Below are 24,388 nucleotides of genomic sequence, written 5' to 3' on the forward strand. Positions count from 1 at the left end.
CGCGGCGGCCCTGAAAGCGTTATCCGAATTCGGTCGGATTGAGACGCTGCGATAAAATCATGCATGATAAGCCAATCGTTCTCTGGTTCCGCAACGACCTTCGGATTGGCGATCACGCGGCGCTCGTGGCGGCCGTCCGCACCGGCGCTCCCATCCTTCCGCTCTACATTCTCGACGATGCGTCACCCAAACAATGGAAGATGGGCGGCGCGTCGCGCTGGTGGCTGGATAAAAGCCTCGCTGCGCTTTCGGACGATCTCGCAGGCCGCGGCAGCCCGCTCGTACTTCGGCGTGGCGACAGCGAAATGGAACTGTTGCGCATCATCGAGGAGACCGGCGCAGGCGCCATTTACTTCACCCGCAGCTATGAGCCGTGGGCAGTCGCGCTCGAGCAGCGGCTGAAAACAAAGCTCGACGAAGCCAACGTCGCGTTCCGCCGTTTTGGCGGCCGCCTGCTTCGCGAGCCTGAAGACATGCGCACGTCCGACGGCGGATTTTACAAGGTTTACACGCCGTTTTCGCGCGCCATCACGAAAGACCTCGTTCCGGCGAAATCCGTGCGCGCGCCCGAACGCATCGCGGCGCTTGAGAAGCAGCCCAAAAGCGAACGTCTGCGCGACTGGGAACTGCACCCGCAAAAGCCGGACTGGTCGAAAGGATTGGCCTCCGCCTGGCAGCCGGGCGAAGCCGGCGCACGCAAACGGCTTTCCGATTTTGTGCGAACGGCGCTGAAATCGTACGCGCGCGACCGCAATTTTCCGGCGGCGCCCGGTACGTCGCGATTGTCGCCGCATCTTGCATTCGGCGAAATCTCGCCCGCAGCGTGCTGGCACGCGGTGGCGCACGCTGGCAGCAAAACCAATGGCTCGGATAATTCGGTCGAGACATTTCTCAAAGAGCTTCTTTGGCGTGAATTCTCCGCCGGTCTTTTGTTCCATTTTCCAGAATTGCCCGAGGAGCCATTTCGGCCGGAATTCGCGGCATTTCCCTGGCACAAGAATGCCAAGCACCTCAAAGCGTGGCAAACCGGGCAGACCGGATATCCGATCGTCGACGCCGGAATGCGCGAGCTATGGGCGACGGGCTACATGCACAATCGCGTGCGCATGATCACCGCGTCGTTTCTCATCAAGCACCTGCTCATTCCGTGGCAAACGGGAGAAGCCTGGTTTTGGGACACGCTCGTCGACGCCGATCTCGCAAACAATTCGGCGAACTGGCAGTGGGTCGCTGGCTCTGGGGCCGACGCGGCGCCTTATTTTCGTATATTCAACCCGGTCTTGCAGGGCGAGAAATTCGATCCCGATGGCGACTATGTCCGCCGCTGGGTTCCGGAACTCGCGAAATTGCCCCGGCAAATCATTCACGCGCCGTGGAAAGGCGATTCCGGCACGCTCATGGAAGCCGGCGTGAAACTCGGGAAATCGTACCCAAATCCGATCGTCGAGCACGGCGAGGCCCGCGCCCGCGCGCTCGCAGGCTACGAACATATTAAAAATTCGCACTAGAGACCGGGTTTCTGGGACAGAAATTCCCGCACAATACAAGGGAACGCCGCATGTGCCAGACGCATGAGCAACATGTCGCTCGTAAGTATCTGGTTTAGAATATTCCCCGATAACAAGCACGATCTGGCTTACTCGATCGCATCTTGTGATAAAGATAGGTGGGCTCCGCCGTATTGCGTAGGGAGAGAGTTATGTTGCGCGCACGTACCTTGGCAGCGTTGCTGTTCGCTGTTTTACCGATTGTTCCTGTATCCGCTCAGGAGGTCGGAACCAGTGAAGATGCCGGCAATGCCGCGAGTGCGACTGCCGCCCCGGCGCCAGAGCAGGGCTCGACCGGAACGGAAGCTGCTGCCGTCGAGCCCAAGCCGAAGCCAAAACCTTTGCCGCCGACGCTGACGGCATCAATCGATCTCACGCGCCAAACGATGACCGTCAAAGTTAACGGCGAGGCGCGCTATAGCTGGCCGATCTCGTCCGGTGTGGCGGCATTCGCGACGCCGACCGGCAACTTCCATCCGCAGTGGACTGCGAAGATGTGGTACTCGCGCAAATACGACATGGCGCCGATGCCGCACGCCGTCTTCATCAACGGCGGCGTCGCCGTGCATGGAACCTCGCACACGAAATATCTCGGCAGCCCGGCATCGCACGGATGCATCCGTCTGGCTCCGGGCAACGCCGCGACGTTCTACAATCTCGTCCAGCGCCACGGCTTGGGGCGGACGCGCGTCAGCGTCCACGGCCGCCCGAACTGGAAAGGCGGTACACAGATTGCGAGCCGCAACGAGGAAGATCGCAAACCCCGATACGCCGACAGCGGCAGCTGGTTCTGGGGCGATAGCAGCGATGACTCCGCCTACAATCCGCGCTTCACGCGCAAGAAGGCACCGAAAGGCCACGTCTACATCGACGGCAAGCTGATGAAAGTCTATCGGCGCAAGAACGGCGAATATGTCTACCGCCAAGCGCAGCGGCAGACTTATTCCGGCTATGCCAACAGCTATTGAGATCGCTTGAACGATCAGTGGAAATACGAAAGGGCCCGGTTCCGACCGGGCCTTTTTCTTTGATCGTCAGAATGGGTTCCACGTCGGTTGCCGTGTGAAGCGCACGTACCCGAGATTTGCTCCGAGCCGCACGCCGACGCCCGATCGTATCGGCGCCATGATGACCTGTCCGCCCTTCAGCAACGTCAAACCGACGCCGCCGACGAAATAAGCCGATCCGTCGATGCCGGTGAAGTTGCGGTAGAGGTCGTCGGAATGGTTCATGCGATAGATGAGGAACAGCGTCCTCGACCCCGAGGCTCCGAAGTCGGTGCCGACCGAAGGTCCGTGCCAATAAACCTCACGCACGTCGCGCTCGTTGCGCATGTAGAGCGAGCCCTTACCGAACCGGAGGCCGGCGAAGAACGCGCCGCCGCCTTCGGTGCCGAGCACGTAGCCAGTCGGCCGCCCCATTTCCTTGAAGGCGTGCTCGATGACGCTGGCGAGGTTGGTCGAAATCGTGCCGAAGAATCCGCGCGTCGCCTCGCGGACTTCGTCGATCGAATAGCCGTCCGCTTCGGCCGCCGGAGGCGTGGCCGCGCCGCCTTGTTCGCGCATCGCGAGGTCGGGCGTTTTGTAAGCGTCGTCCGGCTTCGTATCGGCCGTCCACGGCGATGTGACCGGAGGCTTTGCGGCAGGTGGCGCGGGTTCAGCGCGTTTGACGGGTGCCGTCGCGGCGTGTTGCTCGGGCTTCGGCTTTTCAGGAGGCTGCGGCGATACCGTGTCGTGCTTCGTGGCTGGAGCCTGCGGCTCAGCCTCGGCGATCTTTTCGTCGAGGCGCCGGATGATGTGGTCGGACTTCGCCTTGATGACCTTGTTGAGTTCGGCTGCTGCCGATCTGACCTGCGCCAGCTTGGAGCAGTCAGGAACCGCGCCATCTTGAACCCGTCCCAGCGAGTCGACGGTCAACAGCAGGTCGGCGCTTTTTTTATCGAGATCGTCGAGCGTTGAATCTCTGACAGCGTCCAGCGCCGTTTCCTCGGAGCTTTCGTTGGAGAGCTTCTTCGCGGCCTTGTAGCGCCGCAGGCGTTCTTGGATTTTGGGTTGCGCGTCGAGCGTCAGCGCGCGCAAGCTTGCTCCGGATTGATCGACGACTTCAGCGAAATCATTAGCCGTGCAATCGGCGGCGGCAGCGGGCTGTCCGAGGACAACGAGCGAAAGAATAGCCGCGGCTGAGAAAAGACCCGGTCGCATGAATTGCAAGCTCCGAAAGCAGTCGCCCAAATTCAAAAACGTAAGTCCTGATTCCGTCGTCTAAAGGGCCGACGGCCGATTGTCAGGTTTGTTGCAAGGATTTAGCAGTTAGACGCGCCATGAACCTGGCGGTATCGACGACGACGCGCGTATGCGAGCCAGATCCGATCTGATCGATACCATCGCTCGCAACGACGTCGAACGTCAGCTTGCGGCCTTCGACGGCTTTCAGCGTTGCGGTTGCTGTAACGGTGAAACCGAGCGGCGTCGGTGATGCGTGCGTCACATCAAGGTGCACGCCGAGGGTTTGATGTCCTTCCGGCAGGTGCGCTTCGACGCAATCCACCGCCGCCGCTTCCATCAGAGCGATGAGCATCGGGCTCGCAAACACGGGCGCGATACCGCTGCCGACGGCGGGCGCGAGACGTTGCTCGACCACAAGCGCACTCGACGTCCCTTTCGAACCGATCGTTAACTTCGATAAATCCGCCATCTTCGGCTCCTTTTGGCAACCGGCCATAGCGGGCAACGCGGGGCGGGGCAAATCTTTTCGAGGCGACGGCTTTCGTCGCTCGGCGGCGCGCAGATGATAACCATTTTAGGCTGGGAGCGCGCAGCCCTCGGTCCTTAGCGACCCGGCCCTTCGAGAAGGCCCGGGAACACCGTGCCCGTCGGTCCGATCTCGATGAGCGCCGCGGCGCAACTCTCTTCGACCACCACCCGGCACTCGTTCGGGTCATCGAACGTGCCACACTGCTTGAGCTTGATCCACGCATTGAAAATGCGAGACGCCTGCGCCTGGAACGTCTGCAGGTCGGCGCCCGTATAAATCGTGTTGAGGGCCGGCACCTTGACCGTCGTTTGCGCGCCGGGGCAGATCTCGATCACGCCGAGCGCCTGACCGTAGCGGGAGCCGACGTCGTGCGGCGTCATTTGAGCGACGGCGGATCGCGCAGCATCCTTTGCTTCGGTTTCCGACGGCGCCGCAGCAAAACTTGGCCAGGCCAATGCGGCGGCAACGCAACTGACGATCAGACCGGTGGAGCGTTTCGGGGCAGACATGAATTCATCCGGAAGGCGTGCGAAGACCCGAGCTTCGAGACGCTCGAATTTGAATGAGGGGGTATACTTTTTCGTAAGTACAAGTCTTTCGTATTTGAGCAACCCTGACAGCACCTTATATGTTTCCCCGAAGGCCCGTTAGGAGTAAAACGGCAACCCCTGCACCAGCAACGTCCGACGCGCCGAGCGCGGTTGCCTGCGCCTCGCCGCCGCCCAATGGAGACTACCAATGATCTCTCGCATTTTCCTCTCCGCAGCTGCGCTCGGAGCCTTCGCACTCGCCACCGCCGGACCGAGCGCGGCGCTGACGAGCAAGGAATGCAGCACGAAATACCAGGCCGCAAAAACGGCCGGCACTCTGAATGGCAAATCCTGGAATGACTTCCGCAAAACGGAATGCGCCGGCGCCGATGCTGCAACGGAAGCGCCAGCGACCACAGCCGCAGGCGGCGCGGTATTCCCGAAGGCGGTCGATCCCAAGTACGCAAAAGAGACTGCCGGCAAAGCCCGCATGCACACGTGTCTCGACCAGTACAAGGCAAACAAAGCCAACAACGGCAACGCCGGCCTGAAATGGATTCAGAAGGGCGGAGGTTATTACAGCAAGTGCAACGCCGCGCTGAAAGGCTGAGGCGGCCGTCGTTCATCGGCGCCAAATAAATCGAAGGCGAGGCTAGGGCCTCGCCTTTTTTATTGGCCGCTAGAAACCGCGTTCGACTTAGCGAGCGCCGCGATCACGCTGCCATGCAAGGAACAGCGACGTCGTCAAAGCCGTCAGGATCATAGTCCCCAAGATCGCCGGCTGCCGCATGTAGGAATACCAGACGTCGAAACCGTTCACCCAGCCGCCCCGTCCGGTGAGCACGTTGTTCAAGACGAGAATGAGAAGCGCGACGCAAGACGTGAGCGCCGTCGCAACGCCGGCTTCCACCGCACGTTTCGTCAGGCGCGGGACCGAGATGGAATTGCGGCCAATTGCGAGTTGTGTCCGGTCCGACATTTTCCGCTCCGTCGTTGATGCAGCATAAGAGCAGGGCGAGCCGCGAAAGCATCGAACCCCGATTCTATTTCTGTTTACCAGATTCGCCGCAGCAACGTGGCAAGGTCGAGGCAGCAAAATGGGCCTGTTATGCTGCCCGTGATGCTATCGCGTGCTGGGTATGATCGCCGGTTTGCTCATTGCGTCGCGGTCTTCCGATAGTCTGATCTGAGTGACGCGACTTGTTACACGCCGACGGCTTGTTTTGCCGCCGATCTGGTCAGCAGCATTTGCATGCCTGTTTCGCCAGGTATCGGAGCTAATGCTTTGAAGGCGATCGACCTCTCGGCCAATCTCACCGGCGACCTCGATCCATTGCGCAAACATTTCGAACTCGATCCTGAATAGGAGAAATTCATGGCGCGCACGCATTTGATCTTGGGCGGGCTCACAGCAGCCCTCATGAGCTTGTCCGCACCCGCAATCGCGGCGCCGGGCGGCTTGGCGACGGCAACTCCCGCCACGCACAATCAGACAACGCTTGTTCGCGGCGGGTGGGGTCACGGCGGCGGCGGCTTCGGGCACGGCGGCGGTGGTTGGGGCCACGGCGGTGGCGGCTGGGGCCACGGCGGTGGTGGCTGGGGACATGGCGGAGGCGGTTGGGGTCACGGCGGCTGGCACGGAGGCTACGGGCACCGTCGCGGGTATCCCTACTTCGCGTATTGGGGCGGTTACCCCTATTTCAACGATTACTATTATGACGACTACGGATACGATTACGGCTACGACACCTGCTACTACAGCCGCAGACTGCGTGCGCGCGTCTGTCCGGAATACTGAGCAGGCCGACACAGACCGACGTCGTAATCGGGACTCATATGCAAGCCTGGCCCTCCGCACACATTGCGGAGCGGCCGACTTCAGCAGTTAGGCGATGGTGACAACCGTGAGACGCTTCGGCTTTTGCACAATGGCGGCGGCGCTAGGCTTCTGTTCAGGCGCCGCGCAGGCCCAGACGCTTTTCGATGTCGAGCATGCGCGCGGTAACTATCGCGCCGGTCTCGTCAGCGAATACGATGCTGACCTAGTCCGCACGTGGGGCGCGCCGAGCGGCAATTATCCCGGTGCACGATACCTCGACGCGCGCCAGCGCGATACGCGAGCCGTGAGGACGCAGCGCGCTCGCGCCAAACGAACCACACGCAATAGCACCGGCAATTAAGCCCGCGGCTTGCGCGTCAGACGCTCCATGAACGCCATCGCGGCGTGCGGCGCGCGAATCTTTCCTTCGTGAATGAAGAACACAAAGACATCGCGCGCTTTCTGCTTCGGCTTCGCATCCGGCTCGGCGACGTGCAGGTCATCCGGCACGCCGCCCTGAGCCCAAACCTTCGCCCGCCCAACCCATTCGTTGAGCGCCTTCGGTGTGTACGCCGTCGGAATGTCGTCCTTACCGGTTTGCAGCCGCGCGTAAACGAAATCGCCGGTTACATCCGCGATGGCCGGATACTTCGCGTGATCTGCAAATACGATCGCGACCGATTTCTTCCGAGCAAGATCGACGAAAGCCGGCGTCGAGAAGGAATCGTGCCGGACCTCGACCGCATGCTGCAGTTTGCGTCCGTTGAACTTTTCCGGAAGCAGATCGAGAAATGCTCCGAAGTCGGCTTCGTCGAATTTTTTCGTCGGCGCGAACTGCCAGAGCAGGGGACCGAGCTTGGAGCCGAGTTCGGTGACACCCGACTCCAGAAATCGCGCGATCGACTCACCAGCGCCGCCAAGCTCGCGCCGGTTGGTGGCGTAGCGCGGACCCTTCAGCGTGAAGACGAAGTCTTCCGGCGTTTCCGCGGCCCACCGAGCGAACGTCTGCGGCTTCTGCGTGCTGTAGTAGGTGCCGTTGATTTCGATCACGGGCAGCTGGCGGCTCGCGTAGCCGAGTTCCTTGGCCTGCGCGAGATCGTCGGGATAGAAGACGCCGCGCCACGGTTCGAACGTCCAGCCGCCGATACCGGCGCGAATTTTGCCGCTTTTCGCGCTTTTGCCACTTTTTTCTGGCGCATGCGATGGATCGTTGTGTCGGCGGGGCATCGACGGCTCCCATTCGCGGTTGTGTCCGTTTGCGGAAAACTGCCTGTCGCCGCCCGTCAAAACGCATTTGGAACGAGCGAATCGCTGCATACCCGCGACCTCACGGCGCAGCGAGAGCTGATAACCACAGCAATGTCGCGGCGATTTCCGCCGCTTATGTAACACGTCTGGCTCGCATGCTGGCAACGGGGTAATCTTTGAACTGGGCCGATCCAACGGGGATGGGCGCGGAGGGGAATGGATCAGACTGCTGATCTGACAACCGCCGGATTCGCGCGGTGGGGTGGAAGCAACAAACGCGAGCGCAATTTCTGGATTGCGCTGGCGTGTGCGGCTGTGCTCCACGCGTCGCTTTTTATCGGCGCCGTCAACAGCAAGACGAAGCGTCTCGGAGACGAGAACGGCGCCGACAATGCGATCAGCGTTTCGCTCGTAACGGAAGCCGATCTCGAGAGCAGAGCCACGGTTGCCGAGGAACCGCAGCCGCCTCCTGGTCCGCCGCCGCAACCCGCGCAACAGCCGCAGCCTCAGCAGCCGCCTCCGCAGCCCGAAGCGAAGCAGGAACCTCAGCCGCCTGAGCCTGAACCGCCAAAGCCGGAGCAGCAGGAAACGAAGGCGGAGCCCGCACCGCAGCCGGAGGACGTCAAGCCCGCCGAGAAGCCCGAGCTGAAAGCGTCCAAACAGGAAGACCCGGATCCGATCGACGATGCGTCCGATCTCTTGTCGTTGCAGAATGAAAATCCTGCCAACGTGAAGAGCGCCGAAAAGCCGAAGCCGAAACCCAAGGCCGAGACCGAGACGCCGAAGCCCGCGCCCAAGCCTGCGCCGAAAAAACTGCAAAAGAAGGTGGCGTCGCTCGACTTGTCGACGCCGAAAAATTTGATGCAGCCGTCGTTCGGCGGTGGCCGCTCCGCGGGATTGCAGCGCCCGCCCGGGATCACGCGCTCCGGATTGAACGATGCCTTCGCGCGCGGTGTGATCCGCGCATTGCAACAGACGATGCCGCAGCTCGTCGACGTCAACGGCCGCGTCACCATCCGAATTCTTCTGTCGGAAACCGGCAACGTCGTCGAAGTGAGATTGCTATCGGGCGCGAAGAATTCGACCCTCAATCAGGACGTCGTGTTCGCAGCTCAGCAGACGAGCTACCCGATACCGCCGACCGGCTCCAATCTCGCCGATCGCACGTTCATGGTGACGTACATCTACGATTGAGAACGAGAACGGACGAACCGCACGCGATGCACCTCGTCCGTTGCTAGTCATCGCTCAAAGCGAGACTAGCGCTGACCGCCCGCCGTCTGCGAGGTGGTTGAAGAAGCGCCAAGCTTCATCGGCGTATATTCCGGCGTTTCGCGACGGCACGCGCCGAGCGCCAGAGCTGCGAGACAAATTCCAAGAACCGCGATTTTCATGATTGCTGCCTCCCGTTGGGGTTTTCGACTGCCTGCCTGCATTTCGAAGCATCAACGTCGCGCAATTCCAGCCCGTTCCGCTGTGCGCGATTGCTTTTGAAAGGATGTCACCGCAAATCCACACTCCGATGATCCAGGCTGTTCGCGGAAAGCCTGCTCGCGTTGTTCTGCTCTGCCGTTTAATATCGGGGCGATCGCGAAGGAGGCGCACGATGACATTTTGGTTCGCGGCCCGCCGAGCCGTTGCTTTGTCGGCCATCCTCGCACCGATGAGCGGCGTGCCCGCGCAGGCCGAAGCCGCAACGGATGAGCCCGCCGGTTCCATCGAACAGCTTTTGAAATCCGGATGGGAAGTTGCGGGATACGCGAGCAACGCTGACAATCGCTCGACCTTCATTCTCCTCAAAAATTCCTCGCAGCCCTATCTCGTGCAGTGCCTCGCAGGATATGACGTAACGCGCACGCCGCGCGTTTTTCAAAACTGTTATAAGCTGCGCTGAGCGCCGCGCGCGACAAAGGGGGAAGAATGCATCGCGCCGAGCGCTTGAGCCGGGGAGCATGGGCAATTGTTGCTCTGCTGTGGCTCGTCGCGACCCTGAATTATCTCGATCGCCAACTCGTTGTGACCATGCCCGGCCCGATCAAGGCCGACCTCGGCATCGGCAACGAGCGCTTCGGACTTCTCTCCTCGGTCTTTCTTTGGATCTACGGCATCTGCTCGCCGATCGCGGGCTATGTGGCGGATCGCTTCGGCAAGCGCCCTGTCATCATCGCGAGCTTGCTTGTCTGGTCGGCGGCAACCTTCGTCACCGGCATCGTGACGTCGTTCGAAGGCATGCTCGCGGCGCGCGCCATGCTGGGCGTCAGCGAAGCCTTCTACATGCCGGCCGCCGTCGCGCTGATCGTCGAATATCATCGCGGGCCGACGCGTAGCCGGGCAACGGGCCTTCACTTGAGTGGCGTCTACGCAGGCTCGGTTCTCGGCGGCCTCGGCGGAGCCTTCGCCGAAATGTACGGCTGGCGAACCGGCTTCCTCGTGATGGGCGCGATCGGAGTCGCGTATGCGCTGGTACTGATGATATTTTTCCCGCGCCCGACCGATCGCGTATCCGATGAGCAGGCACGGGAAGCCACCGCCGCCTTCGAAGCATTGCCATCGACGCCGCTCGCCGGTGCCTTCAAATCTCTGCTGACGACGCGCGGCTTCCTCTTTCTCCTCGCGATGAATCTCTTGAACGGCGCCGCATACTGGCCGGTCCGAAACTGGCTTCCGGAGTTCTTCCGTTCCGAGCTTGGCGTCGATCAAGCCTGGTCTGGCATCTACGGACCGATGACGTTCAACGGCGCGGCGTTTATCGGAATGCTGATCGCGAGCAACATTTCCGATTGGTGGTCGGGCTGGAACGAACGCGCCCGCGCACTCGTCCCAGCGATTGGATTCATGATCGCCGCACCGTGCCTGTTCGCGGTGGGCGCTGTCGACTACATTCCGATCATTCTTGCGTGCGTGCTGGTCGCTGGCATGTCTCAGGGATTTCTCGATGCGAACCTGATGCCCGCCGCATGCACCGTGACCGATTTCCGCCATCGCGCCACCGCCTACGGACTGCTGAACTTCGTCGGCACGACGGCGGGCGGCGTGATGACGTATGTCGGCGGCATGTTGAAAGAGCAGAACGTGCCGTTCGGCACGACGTTCCAGGTCGCGAGCCTGCTGATCTTCGTCGCGGGGCTTTGCCTGTTCGCCGTCAAACCCGCGCGTGTGGGATTGTCAGATCCTCGTGCCGCGGGACCTCTTCCATCTTCACGCAACGAAGTGAGCGAGCGCGAGCCCGCGTCGCGTTAGGGCGCGGGCTTGGCTTTCACATACTGCGTGTAAAGCGCCTTCGAGACCGCGACTAGGGCGGCATCGGCTTTCTCGCCTGGGAAATTCGTGACCGCGACGATCCCGGCATCGTGCTCGACATCGACAACGATCATCGCGAGGTTCATCGAGTTCGATCCCGTGTGAACCAGCACCGGCTTATCGGTCCAATCGAAATGAGATAGTCCCCATCCGCATGCATAGCTTCCGCTTTTCGGCGTGCCCGGTTTGGGATGCGGAATTTCAGTTTTGATGTGCGCTTGATGCAGCCGCTTCAGGGTTTCCGGTTTCACCAGCGCCGGTCCGCGTTTGCCTTCTCCGGCATTCCATCCGGCCCAGGTCGCGAAATCGGCGACGTTCATATGTGCTATACCCGCAGGTCCGACGACTGCCGGTCCGTCGGCCGAAAGACCCCACGGCCGCGGAGTGACTTTGCCGTCCGCATCGACGCTATGACCGACCGCAGCGTCGTATTTTCCGAACGTCGCCTGCGGTCCAAGTCCCGCCGACTTGAGGCCGAGCGGTTCGAAGATTCGCGTCGTGATCAGAACTTCCCACGGCTTGCCCCAAGCTTGTTCGATCATTGCGCCCGCGATCGCGTATCCGAGGTTCGAATATTGAAATGCCGACCCCGAGGGCACGCTCAGATCGTGAGCCGCGTTCCATTCGGAGATCATGTGCAGCCGATACGCCGTCAACGTATAATCGAACGCATCCGAGCTGAAATAGAGCTTCATGATATCTTCGGTATCGCTCGGGATCCCGCTCGTATGAGAGAGAAGCTGCTCCAGCGTGATCGCGGCGAATTTCGGCTTGAGATCAGGCAGCACCGGTCCGAGCACTTCGCCGATTGTCGAATCCCATCGGAGCTTTCCCTCGTCGATCAGCATTCCTGCGAGCGTCGCGGTCATCGCCTTGCCGTCCGAGCCGAGATGAAAACGATCCTCTTGCGTGACGGGAATGTCCATGCCGAGAACACGCACTCCAACCGCGCCCTGCGCGACGATCTTGCCATCCTTGACGATCGCCGCTCCGAGCGCTGGAAGCTGATATTGCGCGCGGATCGGTTCGAGCAGGTCGGATAGCGTGCCGTCCGCCCGCGCAGCGTTCGAGAACGCAACTAATCCCGCCAGCGCAACAACCTTCGCAACGTGGACCATGAAACGCTCCAGGATGATCGCACCGGAAGAAGGGTGCATGCTGAGGACACTCCGTTTCGATAGCGAGGGCGGATGACGGATATGCTTCCTCGCCCTCGACAACATGCGTAAAAATTTAAGAAATAAAGCAGCCCTCAAGCCTTCGGCTGCAGCGGCGCTGGCGGATGGCTCGGCTCCCGATGAAAGTATTTGAGCGTCAGATACGCGCCGATCCAGGAGCCGACGATCGCAAACCCGACGTAGATCCAGTTGTTCGTGTAGCTGATGACCGCGAACGATGAGAGCATGTACCAGACGCTGCTCCAGTTCGCGGCCGCAAGCGCGCGTCGGGAGACGACGGACGACGTGAACATCACATAAGCGGCGTCCGTCGCAGCCGTCGCGACCAGGACGCCCGCGCCAATCCAATAATCGACCGTCATGGAAAACTCCTCTGTTGGATCATCGAAAATCGCCGCTGCACCGAGCGCTCGTCACCACCGCACTTTTTGGAGCGCAAAGAACCTGCCGAAAATTTTGCGCACAGTGCGCGACGGAAGCTTCCCGCGCGCGAGATGCATGAACTTCGCGGTCGGACCGACGGCCGTTCGGAAGCGCGGGCGTGGCGCATCGAGAGCATTCGCGATTGCTTTGGCAACTTCGATCGGATCGCGCGCCGACTTCGCGACGTAAGTATCGACGGTCACCTCGAGGTGACGCAACAGCGGCCGGTAGGCGCTCGTCTCGGGCAGCACGCGCGGTGAGCTTTCCCAGATGTTGGTCCGATACGCGCCGGGCTCGATGAGAATGATGTCGATGCCGAAGGGCGCGAGTTCGTAGGCGACGGCCTCGGCCCAGCCCTCGATCGCCCATTTCGAGGCGCAGTAAGGCGAGTTCGCAGGCTGCCCGGCGAACGCCGATTCACTCGACACGATCAGGATACGCCCGCGCCGACGCGCTCTGAAGCCTGGCAGGAGCTTCTGCGTAAGCGCCAGAACGCCGAAATAGTTCACCTCCATGACACGCCGGATATTCGCCTCGCTCAAGTCCTCAAACGCGCCGCCGACGGCAACGCCGGCATTATGCACGACCGCATCGAGAGGCCGTCCCTCCGCATCGAGGCGCGCAATCGCCGCATCGATCGATTTCGGATCGGTGACATCGAGTTGCTCGACGCTGACGAGGCCTTGAACGTTGGCCGCCGCAACGGCGCGATCGAGTCCCGCACGCTTGCCGAGGTCACGCATCGTGGCGATGACGTTCCAGCCGCGTTCCGCCAGCTCGACGGTCGTGACGAGGCCGAAGCCCGTTGAAGTTCCGGTAATGAGAACGGTTGGCATTTGACGAGCACGCTCCGTATCGAAGTTTTTTCAATATTGCACCTTGCGGCCGGCTCCGCGAAGCGGAGTCGCACGGTGCCCGAAGAAACTTACCTTGCGGCCGGCTCCGCGAAGCGGAGTCGCAAGGCGCAATTCAAAGCCCCACCTTGTGCGCTCGCCGCCGCCGTATTAGCAACGCCAGGAAATCCTGATGCACGGAGTCGGAACCTATGTCTGAATCGACCAACACCGAAAAAGCCCTCGCGGACTTGAAGCGCGAAGTCGCCGAACTCTCCGGCCTGTCGCTCGCAACTGGCGTCATTCTCACCCAACTTCTGCAGAAGATTGCGAGCCGCGAGATGAACCCGCAAGGCGCCGCCGGTCAGATCGTCAACAACGCGCGCGCTGCGATCGAAGGCTTCACGGCTTCCCAGAATTCCGATCCCGTCATGAAAGCCCGCGCGCTCGAAGCCGTGCAGCAGTACGAGGATCAGATCCGCTCGGTCCTGCGCGAGTAGCGTTAACCATCCAATACCTGCGGCATGAATGGCGGGAACGGTTGGGGTGTGGGCCGACGTTTACACCCCATATAGATTATCCTCGCTAAGCTGCCTCGATGATGCGCGAACAGGAGTTGCCATGAAACGGATATGGACCGCAGCCGTGAGCGTCGGGTTAGCCGTGGCATTCGGCGCTCCCGTCGCGCAGGCGGACATGATCGCCGAGGTCGAAGGCGCCCGCGCCAAGGAACGCGCCGGCTACTACCTCAACAGTCAGGACCGCGAGAAGCTCCGCCGCTATGGCGGCAACACCGACTACCGCGACAGCTACGCCCGCGACTTCGACTATGGCCGTCGCGGGCCGGGAATGCGCATCTATATCGGTCCGGACGGCTATTACGGCCCCGGCCGATACTGATCGGCCAGCGTCAATCCTACCACGATCACTCCAGAAACGACACGCGCCCCGTCGACACGTCATGCATCGCAGCGACGATCTTGAGCTGCTTGGCATCGACGAGATCGCGAAGCACGCCGCTGGTCTTCGTCAGATTTTCGGCCGCAAGTCTGGCATTCGCTACCGCCACCTGCTGCACGAACGACTTGTTCTTTGAGATGTGATCGCCCGGCGCATCGTTGCAGACCGTCACGGCCGGCTTGATCTTCGCGAGCAGTTGCGTCAGCTCGCCAAGCTCCGCGCCATCGATTGCGCCTTTGACCGCCCCGCACTCGCTATGCCCGAGCACGACGATCAACCGCGCGCCGGAGAGCTTCGTCGCGAATTCGCAGCTTCCGACGATATCGTCGTTGACGACGTTGCCCGCAACCCGCGCACTGAAGATGTCGCCGATCCGCTGGTCGAAGACGAGTTCGGGCGGCACGCGCGAGTCGATGCATCCAATGACGACGGCAGACGGAAATTGCCCCGACGACGTCGCATGCACCTGCTTGAGCAAGTCGCAGTTGAGCGTGCTGCCCGACAGGAAGCGCACATTGCCATCCTTGAGGTTGGCGAGCGCTTCGTCGGGCGTCAAAGCCGCCTGCAGATCGCGCGTCGGCACCGCACAGCTCCCGGCGGCGACTGCGCGATCGAATGTGAGAAGGCTGCCGGCGATCAGACCGCTGCAGCAGAAATGCCGTCGTGTGAGCATCGCGTGATCTCCTCGAAATATTTCGGAATGAGGTGACGTCTTGCGTGATCTCTAAGGCATGGCCCGTTAAAACGGCATAATCGGCGAGCCAAGCTTGCGAACCGCGTTGGATACGAAGCAGCAACCATGCGCTGCACGCCAAACGCTCGATTATCGCTTGCATTCCCATATCATGGCGCGATTTGCCGAAAAACGACGGAATTTTGCGCCGCACGCGTTTTCATTGAATGCGGCACGCCGCAATGATGCGTCTGCTGTGTACTCGAGGCCGCCCTTGCCCTGCGCACGGCCTCGACCAAAATCACGAACCAGCTAGGAGGAAATCGTGATGAAACGTTTTGCAATTATTGGAGTCTTGGCGCTGGGGACCGCTTTCGGCAGTTCCGCGGCGTCGGCCGCACCGGCACCGGCGGGCCTCGCGGGGCTGAGCCAGGCGAAAACGAGCGGCATCGAGCTCGTCCAGCATCGCCGCGGACATTATCGCCATCGCCACTTCCGTCGCGGCTACGGCACCCGCCATTACCGGCACCGCAACTATCGCGGCTGGCATCGTTACAGCCACCGCCCCTACAACTGGCGTTCGCGCGGCTGCGTGATCGTCGGCCCGGTGTGGTTCTGCCCGTGAGCTGACACCCGCATCGGCGGGACATGATCTGACAATCCAAGCCGGGCGGAAAATCTCCGTCCGGCTTTTTGTTTGCGCCGGGCGACTCGCGTTCCGCTGGATCCCCGGCCTTCGCTCCGCGCCCCGAGGATGACGAAGATCCCGACAAACGCACACGGCGGCCGGCTCCCCGCAGGGGAGTCGCCGTGTGCAATCAAAAACGGAAGCGGAGCCGCCAGCACCCACCTACGCTTTCTTCACGAACTCGGACTTGAGGCTCATCGGGCCGATGCCCTCGATCTTGCAGTCGATATCGTGATCGCTGTCGACAAGGCGGATGTTCTTCACCTTGGTGCCCATCTTCACGACATTGCTTGAGCCCTTCAGCTTCAGATCCTTGATGACGATGACGGTATCGCCGTCTTGCAGGGTGTTGCCCGCCGAGTCCCGGTAGACCTTCACGTCGTCATCGTCGGCTGCGGAGGCCGCTTGCGGGCTCCACTCGTGCGCGCACTCCGGACAGACATAGAGGTTGCCGTCCTCGTAGGTGAATTCGGAGGAGCATTTCGGGCAGGGTGGCAGTGCGCTCATGGAGGATGCCTCTGTTGAGGGCGCCATCCAACTCCGTATCGCGGAGCCGGCCGGATGGCGCGGATGTGTGTTGAGCCGGACGCCCGGCGCGTTTGATGTTGGTTCTTTCGCGCAGAATTGAACCGCCGGGAATGAGTGAAACCGTCATCCTCGAGCGGCCTCGCTCGACCGAAAGTGCGAAGAACGAGGACACACGCCTGTGCTGGCGGCCGGCTCCGCGTAAGCGGAGTCGCCAGCACCAAATAAAGTGCGAAGAACGACGACCCACGCATGTGCTGGCGGCCGGCTCCCCGCAGGGGAGTCGCTGTGTGCAAAGAAAAGAGCGCGTGCGTAACCGGCCGGCTCGAAACAGCACACGCGCCATCCGGCCGGCTCCCCGGAGGGGAGTCGGATGGCGCAAGCAAAAGAGTAAAGCACGAAGCGGACGGGTTCCGCGGCGTGGTCTTCGCAATTTTGGTCTCGGAACCGGTCCGCTCCGTGACAGACCGAGAACAGGGTTCCGATCAGGCCACTTAAGGAAGCGGGATATTCCGCACACGGTTTCTCTCATGCCGTGCGGACTTGGCCGGTCGCCTTGTCCGCATCGCGCGCGTGACGCGAGCGGGTCGGGCTGCCCCACCCGAGCCCCGCGCGACGCCTCGCACGCTGCCCTTGTCGGATGGGTGAGGGGATTATGGGGGAAGTGGAGAGGGCGGGGATAAGATTTTTGTGACTGGGCGGCCGGCCCGATAAAGGGAAGTGGTCCAACAAAATCAATATGAAAGACCGGTCTTTTCCTTGGCCCTCGCCGAGACAGCCTTGAAACTCATGGAATACAAAATGAGGAGTTGGTTGGCTAATTGGAATTAGTTGGAATTATAAAACATATTAATATCAAGAAGTTAGAATTGATTCGACCAATCAAAACCAGATCTTTTCCCATTTTAGCTATGCTGCGCCCGGGCACCTCGATGACATGTCATTGTTTCTTCTTGACGGATGGATTTTGTTAACTATGATTTAATCATATTCTATGGAGAAATTTGAGATGTTGACGGATCGATATCTGGGGAGCGTGAAGAATGTTGGTGCGATCTTTGATCAAATAGTCAAGGGAACGGCACCTCAAGTGTTCAACGTTGAACATCTCGCTAGCGTTGGATTCGGCAGCAGTACCGATCGTGCAATTGTTCCTCTGCTCAAGACGCTTGGGTTTCTGTCCGAGTCAGGGCAGCCAACGCAGCGATACTTGGATTATCGAGCTGGTGGCGCGACTGCAAAAGCAATTCTGGGCGAGGCACTCTTAGAGGCTTACGAGGATATTTTTCACATCAACGCAAACCCGACCGAGGCGGATCGAGAGATCATTCAGGGTAAATTTAAGTCCACGCACAACACTACAGATCGAGTTGCCGAGCTTCAGGCAATGACGTTCTTTGCATTGTTGAAGCTGGCGGACTTGGCGGGCGGTAGAAAACGGAAAATTCCAGGAGCGGGCGCTGGCATTCTCAATGCCGGCGGATTACCGAGCGCCGAGAAGTCGGATCAAACACCAGTCGGTTCGCAGAAGCCACCGGGCGTCGGCCTAATCTACAATATTCAGGTTCATCTTCCCGCGACTAAGGAGATCGAAGTTTATAACGCAATATTCAAGTCATTGCGGGAGAACCTCATTGACTAGCAGCGCGGCGGATATTCGCCAGTGGTTATTTCGAGCTATGATGTTTGAAGCTGACGCTGAAGTTTTCCGAACAGCAGGCGTTCGGGTCGGCGCCGCACAGTTGGATGTCGAAGCGAGCTTGATGGAGGAAGTTCTTCGACCTTTTCCAATTCCGCTTCGAAATGAAGCGATGCGCATGACGCGGCTGTATGCGCTCATCTACTGCTTCGAAAATTCGGTTAGGCAATTGATTGCCCAACGATTGAGTGAGCGGCGAGGCGCTGATTGGTGGGCTACGGACGCAGTGCCAAATAAGGTCCGTTCCGTTTCCGATAGCAGGCGTGCCGCGGCGACAAGTAATAGCTGGTTGGAAGGCGAGAAATCCGATCCTCTTCAATTCGTGGAATTCGGTCAGCTCGCTGACATAGTCATTAGCAATTGGGATGAGTTCTCTGACCTCGTTCCGACGCAACATTGGCTGAAGCAGCGTATGGACGAATTGGAGCAAGCGAGGAATTACATCGCCCATAACAGATTGCTAATGCCGGGAGAGTTTCGCCGGCTTGAGAGCCATGTCACTGACTGGCTTCGTCAGGTCGGAGTTTGATTTTCGCCCCTTCCAGAAGGGCGGAAAAGGGGCCCGGAGCCAGAGGCTCCGGGGAGATATAGTTTGGCGCCGTTAGAGTCCAAACCTAACTGGCGTCAATACTATTCATAACTTAGACTCCTAGGATTACCAATTTGTCTCTTATTGAAGCGCCGTCCCGCCCACCGCTCTCAATCGCCCGCCACATAGATCTTCTTCATCTGTGACCCGTTACCATTTTACTCCGCCGCCGAAATCGGCCGCAGCTCATATACGCGAGCGAGCTTGGCTGCAGCTTTGAGGTCGCCGCGGCGAAGGGCCAAGCGAACCTTGTCGAGCTTCTCGATGTCTTCCAACCCATAGTACGGCGCCCACTCGCTATCGGTCTCGATTTGCGTAACGTCGACCTCGGCGGCGTAATGTCCTTCGTGCACGAGTTCGATGGTCGGTCTTGTTTTCATCGTCTGCGCGTCCTGAAGTCCGGCGTCCACTCATCTCGATCAGGCCTATAGACCGTAACCAAGACAGCGGGTTCCGTCGTTCCCTTTTCCAAGCCCCATAGAGCGTGAATGGGCAAATTAGTGCCATCGTACTGTAACACAAGTACGGCGGGTCCAACATGGTAGTCAGGGTAGTCTTCGATTGGCGAGCCAACAGCTGCTCCGAAGATTACCTCTGTTGTCAAAATGCCCCGTTTGGAGCAACGGGCGAAGGCATGTGCTGAAACGCGGACCTTTCTTTGCGCAATGAGTTCGCAAATCGCCTTAAATGTCGTTTGCTCCATGCGCCGTTTCCCCCAGATCGTGCTGTTGCTCGAACGTCTGAGGCACGTTGATCGAGGTTTCAAGGAAAGGATTTCGATGCCCTCTGATTTAAAATCAGAGGGCGGTCGTTTCGCATCAAGAGCTTACAAGTCGGACGATTGGTGCGCGATTAATAATTTTGTCTTGCGGCGCAAGAGTTTGAGCGTCCGACTTTTAACTTGTGGACTAAATTTCCGCTGACTGCGCGGTCGTTGCTGACGTCACCCCCTTCCTCGCCTTCTCAATCGCCGCAACATCGATCTTCCGCATCGTCATCATGGCTTCGAACGCGCGGCGGCCTTCGTCGCCGCCGATGGCCAGCGCTTCGGTCAGCACGCGCGGCGTGATCTGCCAGTTGACGCCCCACTTGTCCTTGCACCACCCGCACGCGCTCTCCTGGCCGCCGTTGCCGACGATGGCGTTCCAGTAGCGGTCGGTCTCTGCCTGGTCCTCGGTCGAAATCTGAAACGAGAACGCCTCGCTGTGCTTGAACGCGGGGCCGCCGTTGAGCCCGATGCACGGAATGCCCGCGACGGTGAAGTTGACGACGATCACGTCGCCCGCCTTGCCTGACGGGAAGTCGCTCGGCGCAAGATGGATGGAGCCCACGGAACTATCGGGAAACGTCTCGGCGTAGAAGCGCGCTGCCTCTTCGGCGTCCTTGTTGTACCAGACGCAGATCGTGTTCTTGGCCATGAGTGGTCTCTCCCTTTGTTTGCGCTTTCCGACTCGCCTCCGGCGAGCCGGCCGGAAAGCGCGTTTTTTGTTTGCGCCGGGCGACTCCTCTGCGAGGAGCCGGCCGCCCGGCGCGCTTGATGGTGCGCGGGGCGCGTGTCTTACTAAGACGGCCGCGCAGTACCGGTTCCGACATCGGAGTTACGCTTTTTGACTCCCGATCGCGGATCCGTCGGAAATGCCAGGGATGCTTGCGGGCGGGCAGACAGGCGCGATCAGTAGGCTCGGCCGTCCTTGTGCGTGAAAATCCAGGCGCCGTCGGGGCCGAGCACGGCCTTGAGATCATCGGCGGGATAGCTGCCTTCGTCGCCCGGCGTGCGATCGCCGATCTCGAGATAAACGACGTCGCTCGCCGTCCGGTTGACGAGGTGATGCGCCACGCCCGCCGCCGGAAAGCCCGCGCACATGCCGGGCGCGAGGTCGATCTCGCCCTGATCGGTGATGAGCGTCGGCGCGCCTTCCAGAATATAGACGAACTCGTCCTGCTTGCTGTGCCGGTGCAGCAGCGCCGACTCGCCGCCGGGCCGCAGCCGCGTCAGGTTCACGCCGAAGTTCTTGAGGCCGAAGAGGTCGCCCAGCGGCCTCTTCTCGCGCTTCGCCATGCGGCTGAAGAACGGCTCCGGATAGTTGGAGGGCTTCGTCCGAGGCGGAACTGCGTCGGCTTTGATCGCAAGCGGCGCGTCCGCTTTGGTGTCGGCCATCTCGGGTGCTCCGCTTAAATTCTGGTCGCGATATCAGAGCGAGTGCAAATTACTCCGCCGCTTGCCGCTTGCTCTTTTTGGCTGTGCCTTCCGACTCGCTCTTTTGATGCGCGTCGCGACTCTCCTTCGTCGAGCCGGCCGCGGCGCGGCGTGCCAGCACGGGTTTCAGATATTGTCCCGTGTAGCTCTCTTTCACCTTCACGACGTCCTCCGGCGTGCCCGCCGCGACGATGGTGCCGCCGCCATCGCCGCCTTCGGGGCCGAGATCGACGATCCAGTCGGCCGTCTTGATGACTTCGAGATTGTGCTCGATGACGACGACGGTGTTGCCCGCATCCGCAAGCTCGTGCAGCACCTCGAGTAGCTTCGCGACGTCGTGGAAATGCAGACCCGTCGTCGGCTCGTCGAGAATGTACAGCGTACGTCCCGTCGCGCGCCGCGACAGTTCCTTCGACAGCTTGATGCGCTGCGCTTCGCCGCCCGACAGCGTCGTCGCCTGCTGCCCGATCTTGATGTAGCCGAGCCCGACGCGCGCCAGCGTTTCGAGCTTGTCGCGGATCGACGGCACCGCCTTGAAGAATTCCGCGCCTTCCTCGACCGTCATGTCGAGCACGTCGGCGATCGACTTCTCCTTGAACGTGACGGCGAGCGTCTCGCGATTGTAGCGCTTGCCCTTGCATTCCTCGCAGGTCACGTAGACGTCGGGCAGGAAGTGCATCTCGATCTTGATGACGCCGTCGCCCTGGCAAACCTCGCAGCGTCCGCCCTTGACGTTGAACGAGAAGCGGCCCGGCTCGTAGCCGCGCGTTTTCGCTTCCGGCAGCCCCGCGAACCATTCGCGGATCGGCGTGAACGCGCCCGTATACGTCGCCGGGTTCGAACGCGGCGTTCGACCGATAGGAGATTGATCGATGTCGATGATCTTGTCGAAATTCTCGATGCCGGTGATCTTGTCGTGCTCGCCCGGATGATCCTTGGCGTTGTTGAGCTTGCGCGCCACGGCCTTGAAGATCGTGTCGATCAGCAGCGTCGATTTTCCGCCGCCCGACACGCCGGTGATGCAGGTCAGCAGCCCCACGGGGATCGACGCCGTGACATCCTTGAGGTTGTTCGAGCGAGCACCGGTGACGGTCAGCATCTTTTTCGGATCGGGCGCGCGGCGCTTTTTCGGGATCGGCACGTAGCGAACGCCGGACAGATATTCGCCGGTGAGACTCTCGGCCGACTCCATGATGTCGCTCGGCGAACCTTGCGCGATGACGCGGCCGCCGTGAATGCCAGCGCCCGGCCCGATGTCGACGATATGATCGGCCGTCATGATCGCGTCTTCGTCATGCTCGACGACGATGACGGTGTTGCCGATGTCGCGCAGGTGCTTCAGCGTACCGAGCAGGCGGTCGTTGTCTTTTTGGTGCAACCCGATCGACGGCTCGTCGAGCACGTAGAGCACGCCGGTTAGCCCCGAGCCGATTTGCGAAGCAAGACGGATGCGCTGGGATTCGCCGCCTGAGAGCGTGCCGGACGAGCGCGACAGCGTCAGATATTGCAATCCGACGTCGTTCAGGAACTTCAGCCGGTCGCGAATTTCCTTCAGGATGCGCGTCGCGATTTCCGATTGCTGCTTCGAAAATGTCTTCGGAATCTCGGCGAACCATTCGTTCGCGGCCTTGATCGAGAGATCGCCGACCTCGCCGATGTGTTTGCCGCCGATTTTGACCGCGAGTGCTTGCGGCTTCAGGCGATAGCCGCCGCACGCGTCGCACGGGTGCGCCGCCTGATAGCGCGAGAGTTCTTCGCGCACCCAATCGCTGTCCGTTTCCTTGAAGCGCCGCGTAATATTGCCGATGACGCCCTCAAACGGCTTCTCGGTCGAGTAGTTGCGCGTGCCGTCCCAGTAGGTAAAGACGATGTCCTCGTCGCCCGAGCCGTAGAGGAGCGCAAGCTGCACATGCTTCGGCAGCCGCTCCCACGGCGTCTTCATCGACACTTTGTAATGCTTGGCGAGGCTTTCGAGCGTCTGCTCATAGTAGGGCGACGACACGCCGGTTTTCGCCCACGGATAGATCGCGCCTTTTTCAAGCGAGAGCGTTGAATCCGGCACGACGAGATCCGGCTCGAAGCGCAGTTCCGAACCGAGGCCGTCGCAGGTCGGGCAGGCGCCCGCAGGCGCGTTGAACGAGAACAGTCGCGGCTCGATCTCGTCGATCGTGAAGCCCGACACCGGACATGCAAACCGCTGCGAGAACATGATCCGCTCATGCGTCTCGTTCTTGTTTTGAAGGATGCCGCGTTGCTCCCTCTCGCCATCCTTTATGGGGTTAGGGGTGGCCGCTTGCTTCTCGTTCTGTTGCTGCCCCTCACTCTGACCCTCTCCCCGCTTGCGGGGAGAGGGAGAGTTGAGCGGCCTATCAACAAACTCCGTAATCGCGAGACCATCGGACAACTTCAGCGCCTGCTCGAAGCTATCTGCGAGCCGCGTGCCCAAGTCCTTCTTCACAACGATGCGATCGACGACGACGTCGATGTCGTGCTTGTATTTTTTGTCGAGCTTCGGCGCGTCGCCGATGTCGTAGACCGTGCCGTTGATCTTGAGACGCTGATAGCCCTTCTTCTGCCACTCGGCGATTTCCTTGCGATATTCGCCCTTGCGCCCGCGCACGACGGGTGAAAGCAGCAGCAGCCGCGTGCCTTCCGGCAAAGCGAGCACGCGATCGACCATCTGCGAAACGGTCTGGCTTTCGATTGGCAGCCCTGTCGCCGGCGAATAGGGAACGCCGACGCGCGCGAACAGCAAACGCAGGTAGTCGTAAATCTCGGTGACCGTGCCGACCGTCGAACGCGGATTCTTCGATGTCGTCTTCTGCTCGATCGAGATGGCAGGCGACAGACCGTCGATATGATCGACGTCCGGCTTCTGCATCATCTCGAGGAACTGCCGCGCGTAGGCCGAAAGACTTTCGACATAGCGGCGCTGGCCCTCGGCGTAGATCGTGTCGAAGGCGAGCGACGATTTCCCCGAACCCGAAAGCCCGGTGAACACGACCAGCGCGTCCCGCGGAATTTCGAGATCGACGTTTTTCAGATTGTGCTCACGCGCGCCGCGCACGTGAATGGTCTTCATCAATTCGGAGCCGGGACGGGCGGCCAGCTTTTTTGTCGGTGATTTCATGGGGCAACGGTCTAGCCGAAGGGCGGGGGGCGCCGCAATGCGACCCCACGCGAGCGACCGAAAATGATGTCGAGGACCCCCATTTTCAAGGGTTCGCGTTGATGGCCGCCTAGACGCAATCCGCTGGCAAGACGGGAAAAGCCACAGCCGCCTGCTGTTTCCTCCCGCCAAGTCGCGGAACCGCCGCGCCTTTCCCTCTCCCGCCCTTCCCGGGAAGTGGGGAAGTGGCGAAGTGGCGAAGTGGCGAAGTGGCGAAGTGGCGAAGTGGCGAAGTGGCGAAGTGGCGAAGTGGCGA

General features: G+C 60.6%; 28 protein-coding genes. 13 read left to right on the forward strand and 15 right to left on the reverse strand.

Annotation, left to right across the window (positions count from 1 at the left end; all coding sequences use genetic code 11):
* Window positions 1–59 precede the first annotated feature (59 nt).
* Both HYPGJ_RS18205 and HYPGJ_RS18210 read left to right on the forward strand, forming a co-directional pair.
* The gene (locus HYPGJ_RS18205; protein WP_046848634.1) at window positions 60–1,508 is read left to right on the forward strand and encodes a deoxyribodipyrimidine photo-lyase; all 1,449 of its coding nucleotides are present in this window, start codon (window positions 60–62) and stop codon (window positions 1,506–1,508) included.
* A gap of 191 nt (window positions 1,509–1,699) precedes the next feature.
* Window positions 1,700–2,515, forward strand: a complete 816-nt coding sequence (locus HYPGJ_RS18210; protein WP_046848635.1) for a L,D-transpeptidase — start codon at window positions 1,700–1,702, stop codon at window positions 2,513–2,515.
* A gap of 66 nt (window positions 2,516–2,581) precedes the next feature.
* On the opposite strand, the gene HYPGJ_RS18215 is transcribed toward HYPGJ_RS18210, so the two are convergent.
* From HYPGJ_RS18215 to HYPGJ_RS18225, 3 genes are all read right to left on the reverse strand, one after another.
* Window positions 2,582–3,748 (reverse strand): DUF1134 domain-containing protein, encoded by a 1,167-nt coding sequence (locus tag HYPGJ_RS18215; RefSeq protein ID WP_046848636.1) that lies wholly within the window; start codon window positions 3,746–3,748, stop codon window positions 2,582–2,584.
* A gap of 82 nt (window positions 3,749–3,830) precedes the next feature.
* Window positions 3,831–4,241: a thioesterase family protein gene (locus HYPGJ_RS18220; protein ID WP_046848668.1), complete on the reverse strand. Its 411-nt coding sequence runs from the start codon at window positions 4,239–4,241 to the stop codon at window positions 3,831–3,833.
* 134 nt (window positions 4,242–4,375) lie between these two features.
* Window positions 4,376–4,810 (reverse strand): hypothetical protein, encoded by a 435-nt coding sequence (locus HYPGJ_RS18225; protein ID WP_244466295.1) that lies wholly within the window; start codon window positions 4,808–4,810, stop codon window positions 4,376–4,378.
* Between the two features lie 229 nt (window positions 4,811–5,039).
* On the opposite strand from HYPGJ_RS18225, the gene HYPGJ_RS18230 reads away from it, so the two are divergent.
* On the forward strand, window positions 5,040–5,441 hold the full coding sequence (locus HYPGJ_RS18230) for a hypothetical protein (RefSeq protein ID WP_046848638.1): 402 nt from the start codon (window positions 5,040–5,042) through the stop codon (window positions 5,439–5,441).
* 87 nt (window positions 5,442–5,528) lie between these two features.
* Here HYPGJ_RS18230 and HYPGJ_RS18235 read toward each other — a convergent pair whose 3' ends face one another.
* Window positions 5,529–5,810 carry a hypothetical protein gene (locus tag HYPGJ_RS18235; protein ID WP_013216167.1) on the reverse strand — a complete coding sequence of 94 codons (282 nt, stop codon included), beginning with the start codon at window positions 5,808–5,810 and terminating at the stop codon, window positions 5,529–5,531.
* A 396-nt stretch (window positions 5,811–6,206) separates the two neighbouring features.
* On the opposite strand from HYPGJ_RS18235, the gene HYPGJ_RS19270 reads away from it, so the two are divergent.
* Window positions 6,207–6,629: a hypothetical protein gene (locus tag HYPGJ_RS19270; protein WP_046848639.1), complete on the forward strand. Its 423-nt coding sequence runs from the start codon at window positions 6,207–6,209 to the stop codon at window positions 6,627–6,629.
* A gap of 130 nt (window positions 6,630–6,759) precedes the next feature.
* The gene (locus tag HYPGJ_RS18245; protein ID WP_244466297.1) at window positions 6,760–7,011 is read left to right on the forward strand and encodes a peptidase M48; all 252 of its coding nucleotides are present in this window, start codon (window positions 6,760–6,762) and stop codon (window positions 7,009–7,011) included.
* Here the strand turns inward: HYPGJ_RS18245 and HYPGJ_RS18250 are convergent.
* On the reverse strand, window positions 7,008–7,877 hold the full coding sequence (locus HYPGJ_RS18250; RefSeq protein ID WP_046848669.1) for a DUF72 domain-containing protein: 870 nt from the start codon (window positions 7,875–7,877) through the stop codon (window positions 7,008–7,010). The two genes, HYPGJ_RS18245 and HYPGJ_RS18250, sit on opposite strands and share 4 nt — an antisense overlap.
* A 237-nt stretch (window positions 7,878–8,114) precedes the next feature.
* Between HYPGJ_RS18250 and HYPGJ_RS18255 the strand changes: the two genes are divergently transcribed.
* Complete coding sequence (locus HYPGJ_RS18255) at window positions 8,115–9,092, forward strand: TonB family protein (RefSeq protein WP_046848641.1); 978 nt, start codon at window positions 8,115–8,117, stop codon at window positions 9,090–9,092.
* Between the two features lie 65 nt (window positions 9,093–9,157).
* Here the strand turns inward: HYPGJ_RS18255 and HYPGJ_RS19575 are convergent, their stop codons facing one another.
* Window positions 9,158–9,292 (reverse strand): hypothetical protein, encoded by a 135-nt coding sequence (locus HYPGJ_RS19575; protein ID WP_280136171.1) that lies wholly within the window; start codon window positions 9,290–9,292, stop codon window positions 9,158–9,160.
* Between the two features lie 212 nt (window positions 9,293–9,504).
* On the opposite strand from HYPGJ_RS19575, the gene HYPGJ_RS18260 reads away from it, so the two are divergent.
* Together HYPGJ_RS18260 and HYPGJ_RS18265 are read left to right on the forward strand one after the other, a co-directional pair.
* Window positions 9,505–9,792 carry a hypothetical protein gene (locus tag HYPGJ_RS18260; RefSeq protein WP_046848642.1) on the forward strand — a complete coding sequence of 96 codons (288 nt, stop codon included), beginning with the start codon at window positions 9,505–9,507 and terminating at the stop codon, window positions 9,790–9,792.
* Window positions 9,793–9,818: 26 nt separating this feature from the next.
* Complete coding sequence (locus HYPGJ_RS18265) at window positions 9,819–11,138, forward strand: MFS transporter (RefSeq protein ID WP_046848643.1); 1,320 nt, start codon at window positions 9,819–9,821, stop codon at window positions 11,136–11,138.
* Here HYPGJ_RS18265 and HYPGJ_RS18270 read toward each other — a convergent pair.
* The 3 genes from HYPGJ_RS18270 to HYPGJ_RS18280 form a co-directional block, all read right to left on the reverse strand.
* Complete coding sequence (locus tag HYPGJ_RS18270) at window positions 11,135–12,355, reverse strand: serine hydrolase domain-containing protein (protein WP_083984205.1); 1,221 nt, start codon at window positions 12,353–12,355, stop codon at window positions 11,135–11,137. The two genes, HYPGJ_RS18265 and HYPGJ_RS18270, sit on opposite strands and share 4 nt — an antisense overlap.
* 95 nt (window positions 12,356–12,450) lie before the next feature.
* Window positions 12,451–12,738, reverse strand: a complete 288-nt coding sequence (locus tag HYPGJ_RS18275; RefSeq protein WP_046848644.1) for a hypothetical protein — start codon at window positions 12,736–12,738, stop codon at window positions 12,451–12,453.
* A 51-nt stretch (window positions 12,739–12,789) separates the two neighbouring features.
* Window positions 12,790–13,635, reverse strand: a complete 846-nt coding sequence (locus HYPGJ_RS18280) for an SDR family NAD(P)-dependent oxidoreductase (RefSeq protein ID WP_046848645.1) — start codon at window positions 13,633–13,635, stop codon at window positions 12,790–12,792.
* Between the two features lie 209 nt (window positions 13,636–13,844).
* Here HYPGJ_RS18280 and HYPGJ_RS18285 point away from each other — a divergent pair, with 209 nt between their 5' ends.
* Window positions 13,845–14,132: a hypothetical protein gene (locus tag HYPGJ_RS18285; protein ID WP_046848646.1), complete on the forward strand. Its 288-nt coding sequence runs from the start codon at window positions 13,845–13,847 to the stop codon at window positions 14,130–14,132.
* Window positions 14,133–14,253: 121 nt separating this feature from the next.
* Window positions 14,254–14,532 carry a hypothetical protein gene (locus HYPGJ_RS18290; RefSeq protein ID WP_046848647.1) on the forward strand — a complete coding sequence of 93 codons (279 nt, stop codon included), beginning with the start codon at window positions 14,254–14,256 and terminating at the stop codon, window positions 14,530–14,532.
* 25 nt (window positions 14,533–14,557) lie between these two features.
* Here HYPGJ_RS18290 and HYPGJ_RS18295 read toward each other — a convergent pair whose 3' ends face one another.
* Window positions 14,558–15,265 carry a carbonic anhydrase family protein gene (locus HYPGJ_RS18295; RefSeq protein WP_046848648.1) on the reverse strand — a complete coding sequence of 236 codons (708 nt, stop codon included), beginning with the start codon at window positions 15,263–15,265 and terminating at the stop codon, window positions 14,558–14,560.
* Between the two features lie 328 nt (window positions 15,266–15,593).
* Between HYPGJ_RS18295 and HYPGJ_RS18300 the strand changes: the two genes are divergently transcribed.
* A complete protein-coding gene (locus HYPGJ_RS18300; protein ID WP_046848649.1) occupies window positions 15,594–15,890 on the forward strand; it encodes a hypothetical protein in 297 nt (98 codons plus the stop codon).
* A gap of 225 nt (window positions 15,891–16,115) precedes the next feature.
* On the opposite strand, the gene HYPGJ_RS18305 is transcribed toward HYPGJ_RS18300, so the two are convergent.
* Window positions 16,116–16,460 carry a zinc ribbon domain-containing protein YjdM gene (locus HYPGJ_RS18305; protein ID WP_046848650.1) on the reverse strand — a complete coding sequence of 115 codons (345 nt, stop codon included), beginning with the start codon at window positions 16,458–16,460 and terminating at the stop codon, window positions 16,116–16,118.
* Window positions 16,461–17,487: 1,027 nt separating this feature from the next.
* On the opposite strand from HYPGJ_RS18305, the gene HYPGJ_RS18310 reads away from it, so the two are divergent.
* Both HYPGJ_RS18310 and HYPGJ_RS18315 read left to right on the forward strand, forming a co-directional pair.
* On the forward strand, window positions 17,488–18,120 hold the full coding sequence (locus HYPGJ_RS18310; RefSeq protein WP_143440554.1) for a DUF5343 domain-containing protein: 633 nt from the start codon (window positions 17,488–17,490) through the stop codon (window positions 18,118–18,120).
* The gene (locus tag HYPGJ_RS18315; protein ID WP_244466299.1) at window positions 18,113–18,706 is read left to right on the forward strand and encodes a Swt1 family HEPN domain-containing protein; all 594 of its coding nucleotides are present in this window, start codon (window positions 18,113–18,115) and stop codon (window positions 18,704–18,706) included. Before HYPGJ_RS18310 ends, HYPGJ_RS18315 begins: the two co-directional genes overlap by 8 nt.
* Before the next feature lie 218 nt (window positions 18,707–18,924).
* On the opposite strand, the gene HYPGJ_RS18320 is transcribed toward HYPGJ_RS18315, so the two are convergent.
* The 4 genes from HYPGJ_RS18320 to uvrA form a co-directional block, all read right to left on the reverse strand.
* Complete coding sequence (locus tag HYPGJ_RS18320; protein WP_046848672.1) at window positions 18,925–19,146, reverse strand: hypothetical protein; 222 nt, start codon at window positions 19,144–19,146, stop codon at window positions 18,925–18,927.
* A 528-nt stretch (window positions 19,147–19,674) separates the two neighbouring features.
* Window positions 19,675–20,184 (reverse strand): VOC family protein, encoded by a 510-nt coding sequence (locus HYPGJ_RS18325; RefSeq protein ID WP_046848652.1) that lies wholly within the window; start codon window positions 20,182–20,184, stop codon window positions 19,675–19,677.
* A gap of 254 nt (window positions 20,185–20,438) precedes the next feature.
* The gene (locus tag HYPGJ_RS18330; protein ID WP_046848653.1) at window positions 20,439–20,924 is read right to left on the reverse strand and encodes a cupin domain-containing protein; all 486 of its coding nucleotides are present in this window, start codon (window positions 20,922–20,924) and stop codon (window positions 20,439–20,441) included.
* A 49-nt stretch (window positions 20,925–20,973) separates the two neighbouring features.
* Window positions 20,974–24,045 carry an excinuclease ABC subunit UvrA gene (uvrA, locus tag HYPGJ_RS18335; RefSeq protein ID WP_244466301.1) on the reverse strand — a complete coding sequence of 1,024 codons (3,072 nt, stop codon included), beginning with the start codon at window positions 24,043–24,045 and terminating at the stop codon, window positions 20,974–20,976.
* Between the last annotated feature and the right edge of the window lie 343 nt (window positions 24,046–24,388).

Origin of the sequence: Hyphomicrobium sp. GJ21 (assembly GCF_001006785.1) — a bacterium.
Lineage (GTDB): Bacteria > Pseudomonadota > Alphaproteobacteria > Rhizobiales > Hyphomicrobiaceae > Hyphomicrobium_B.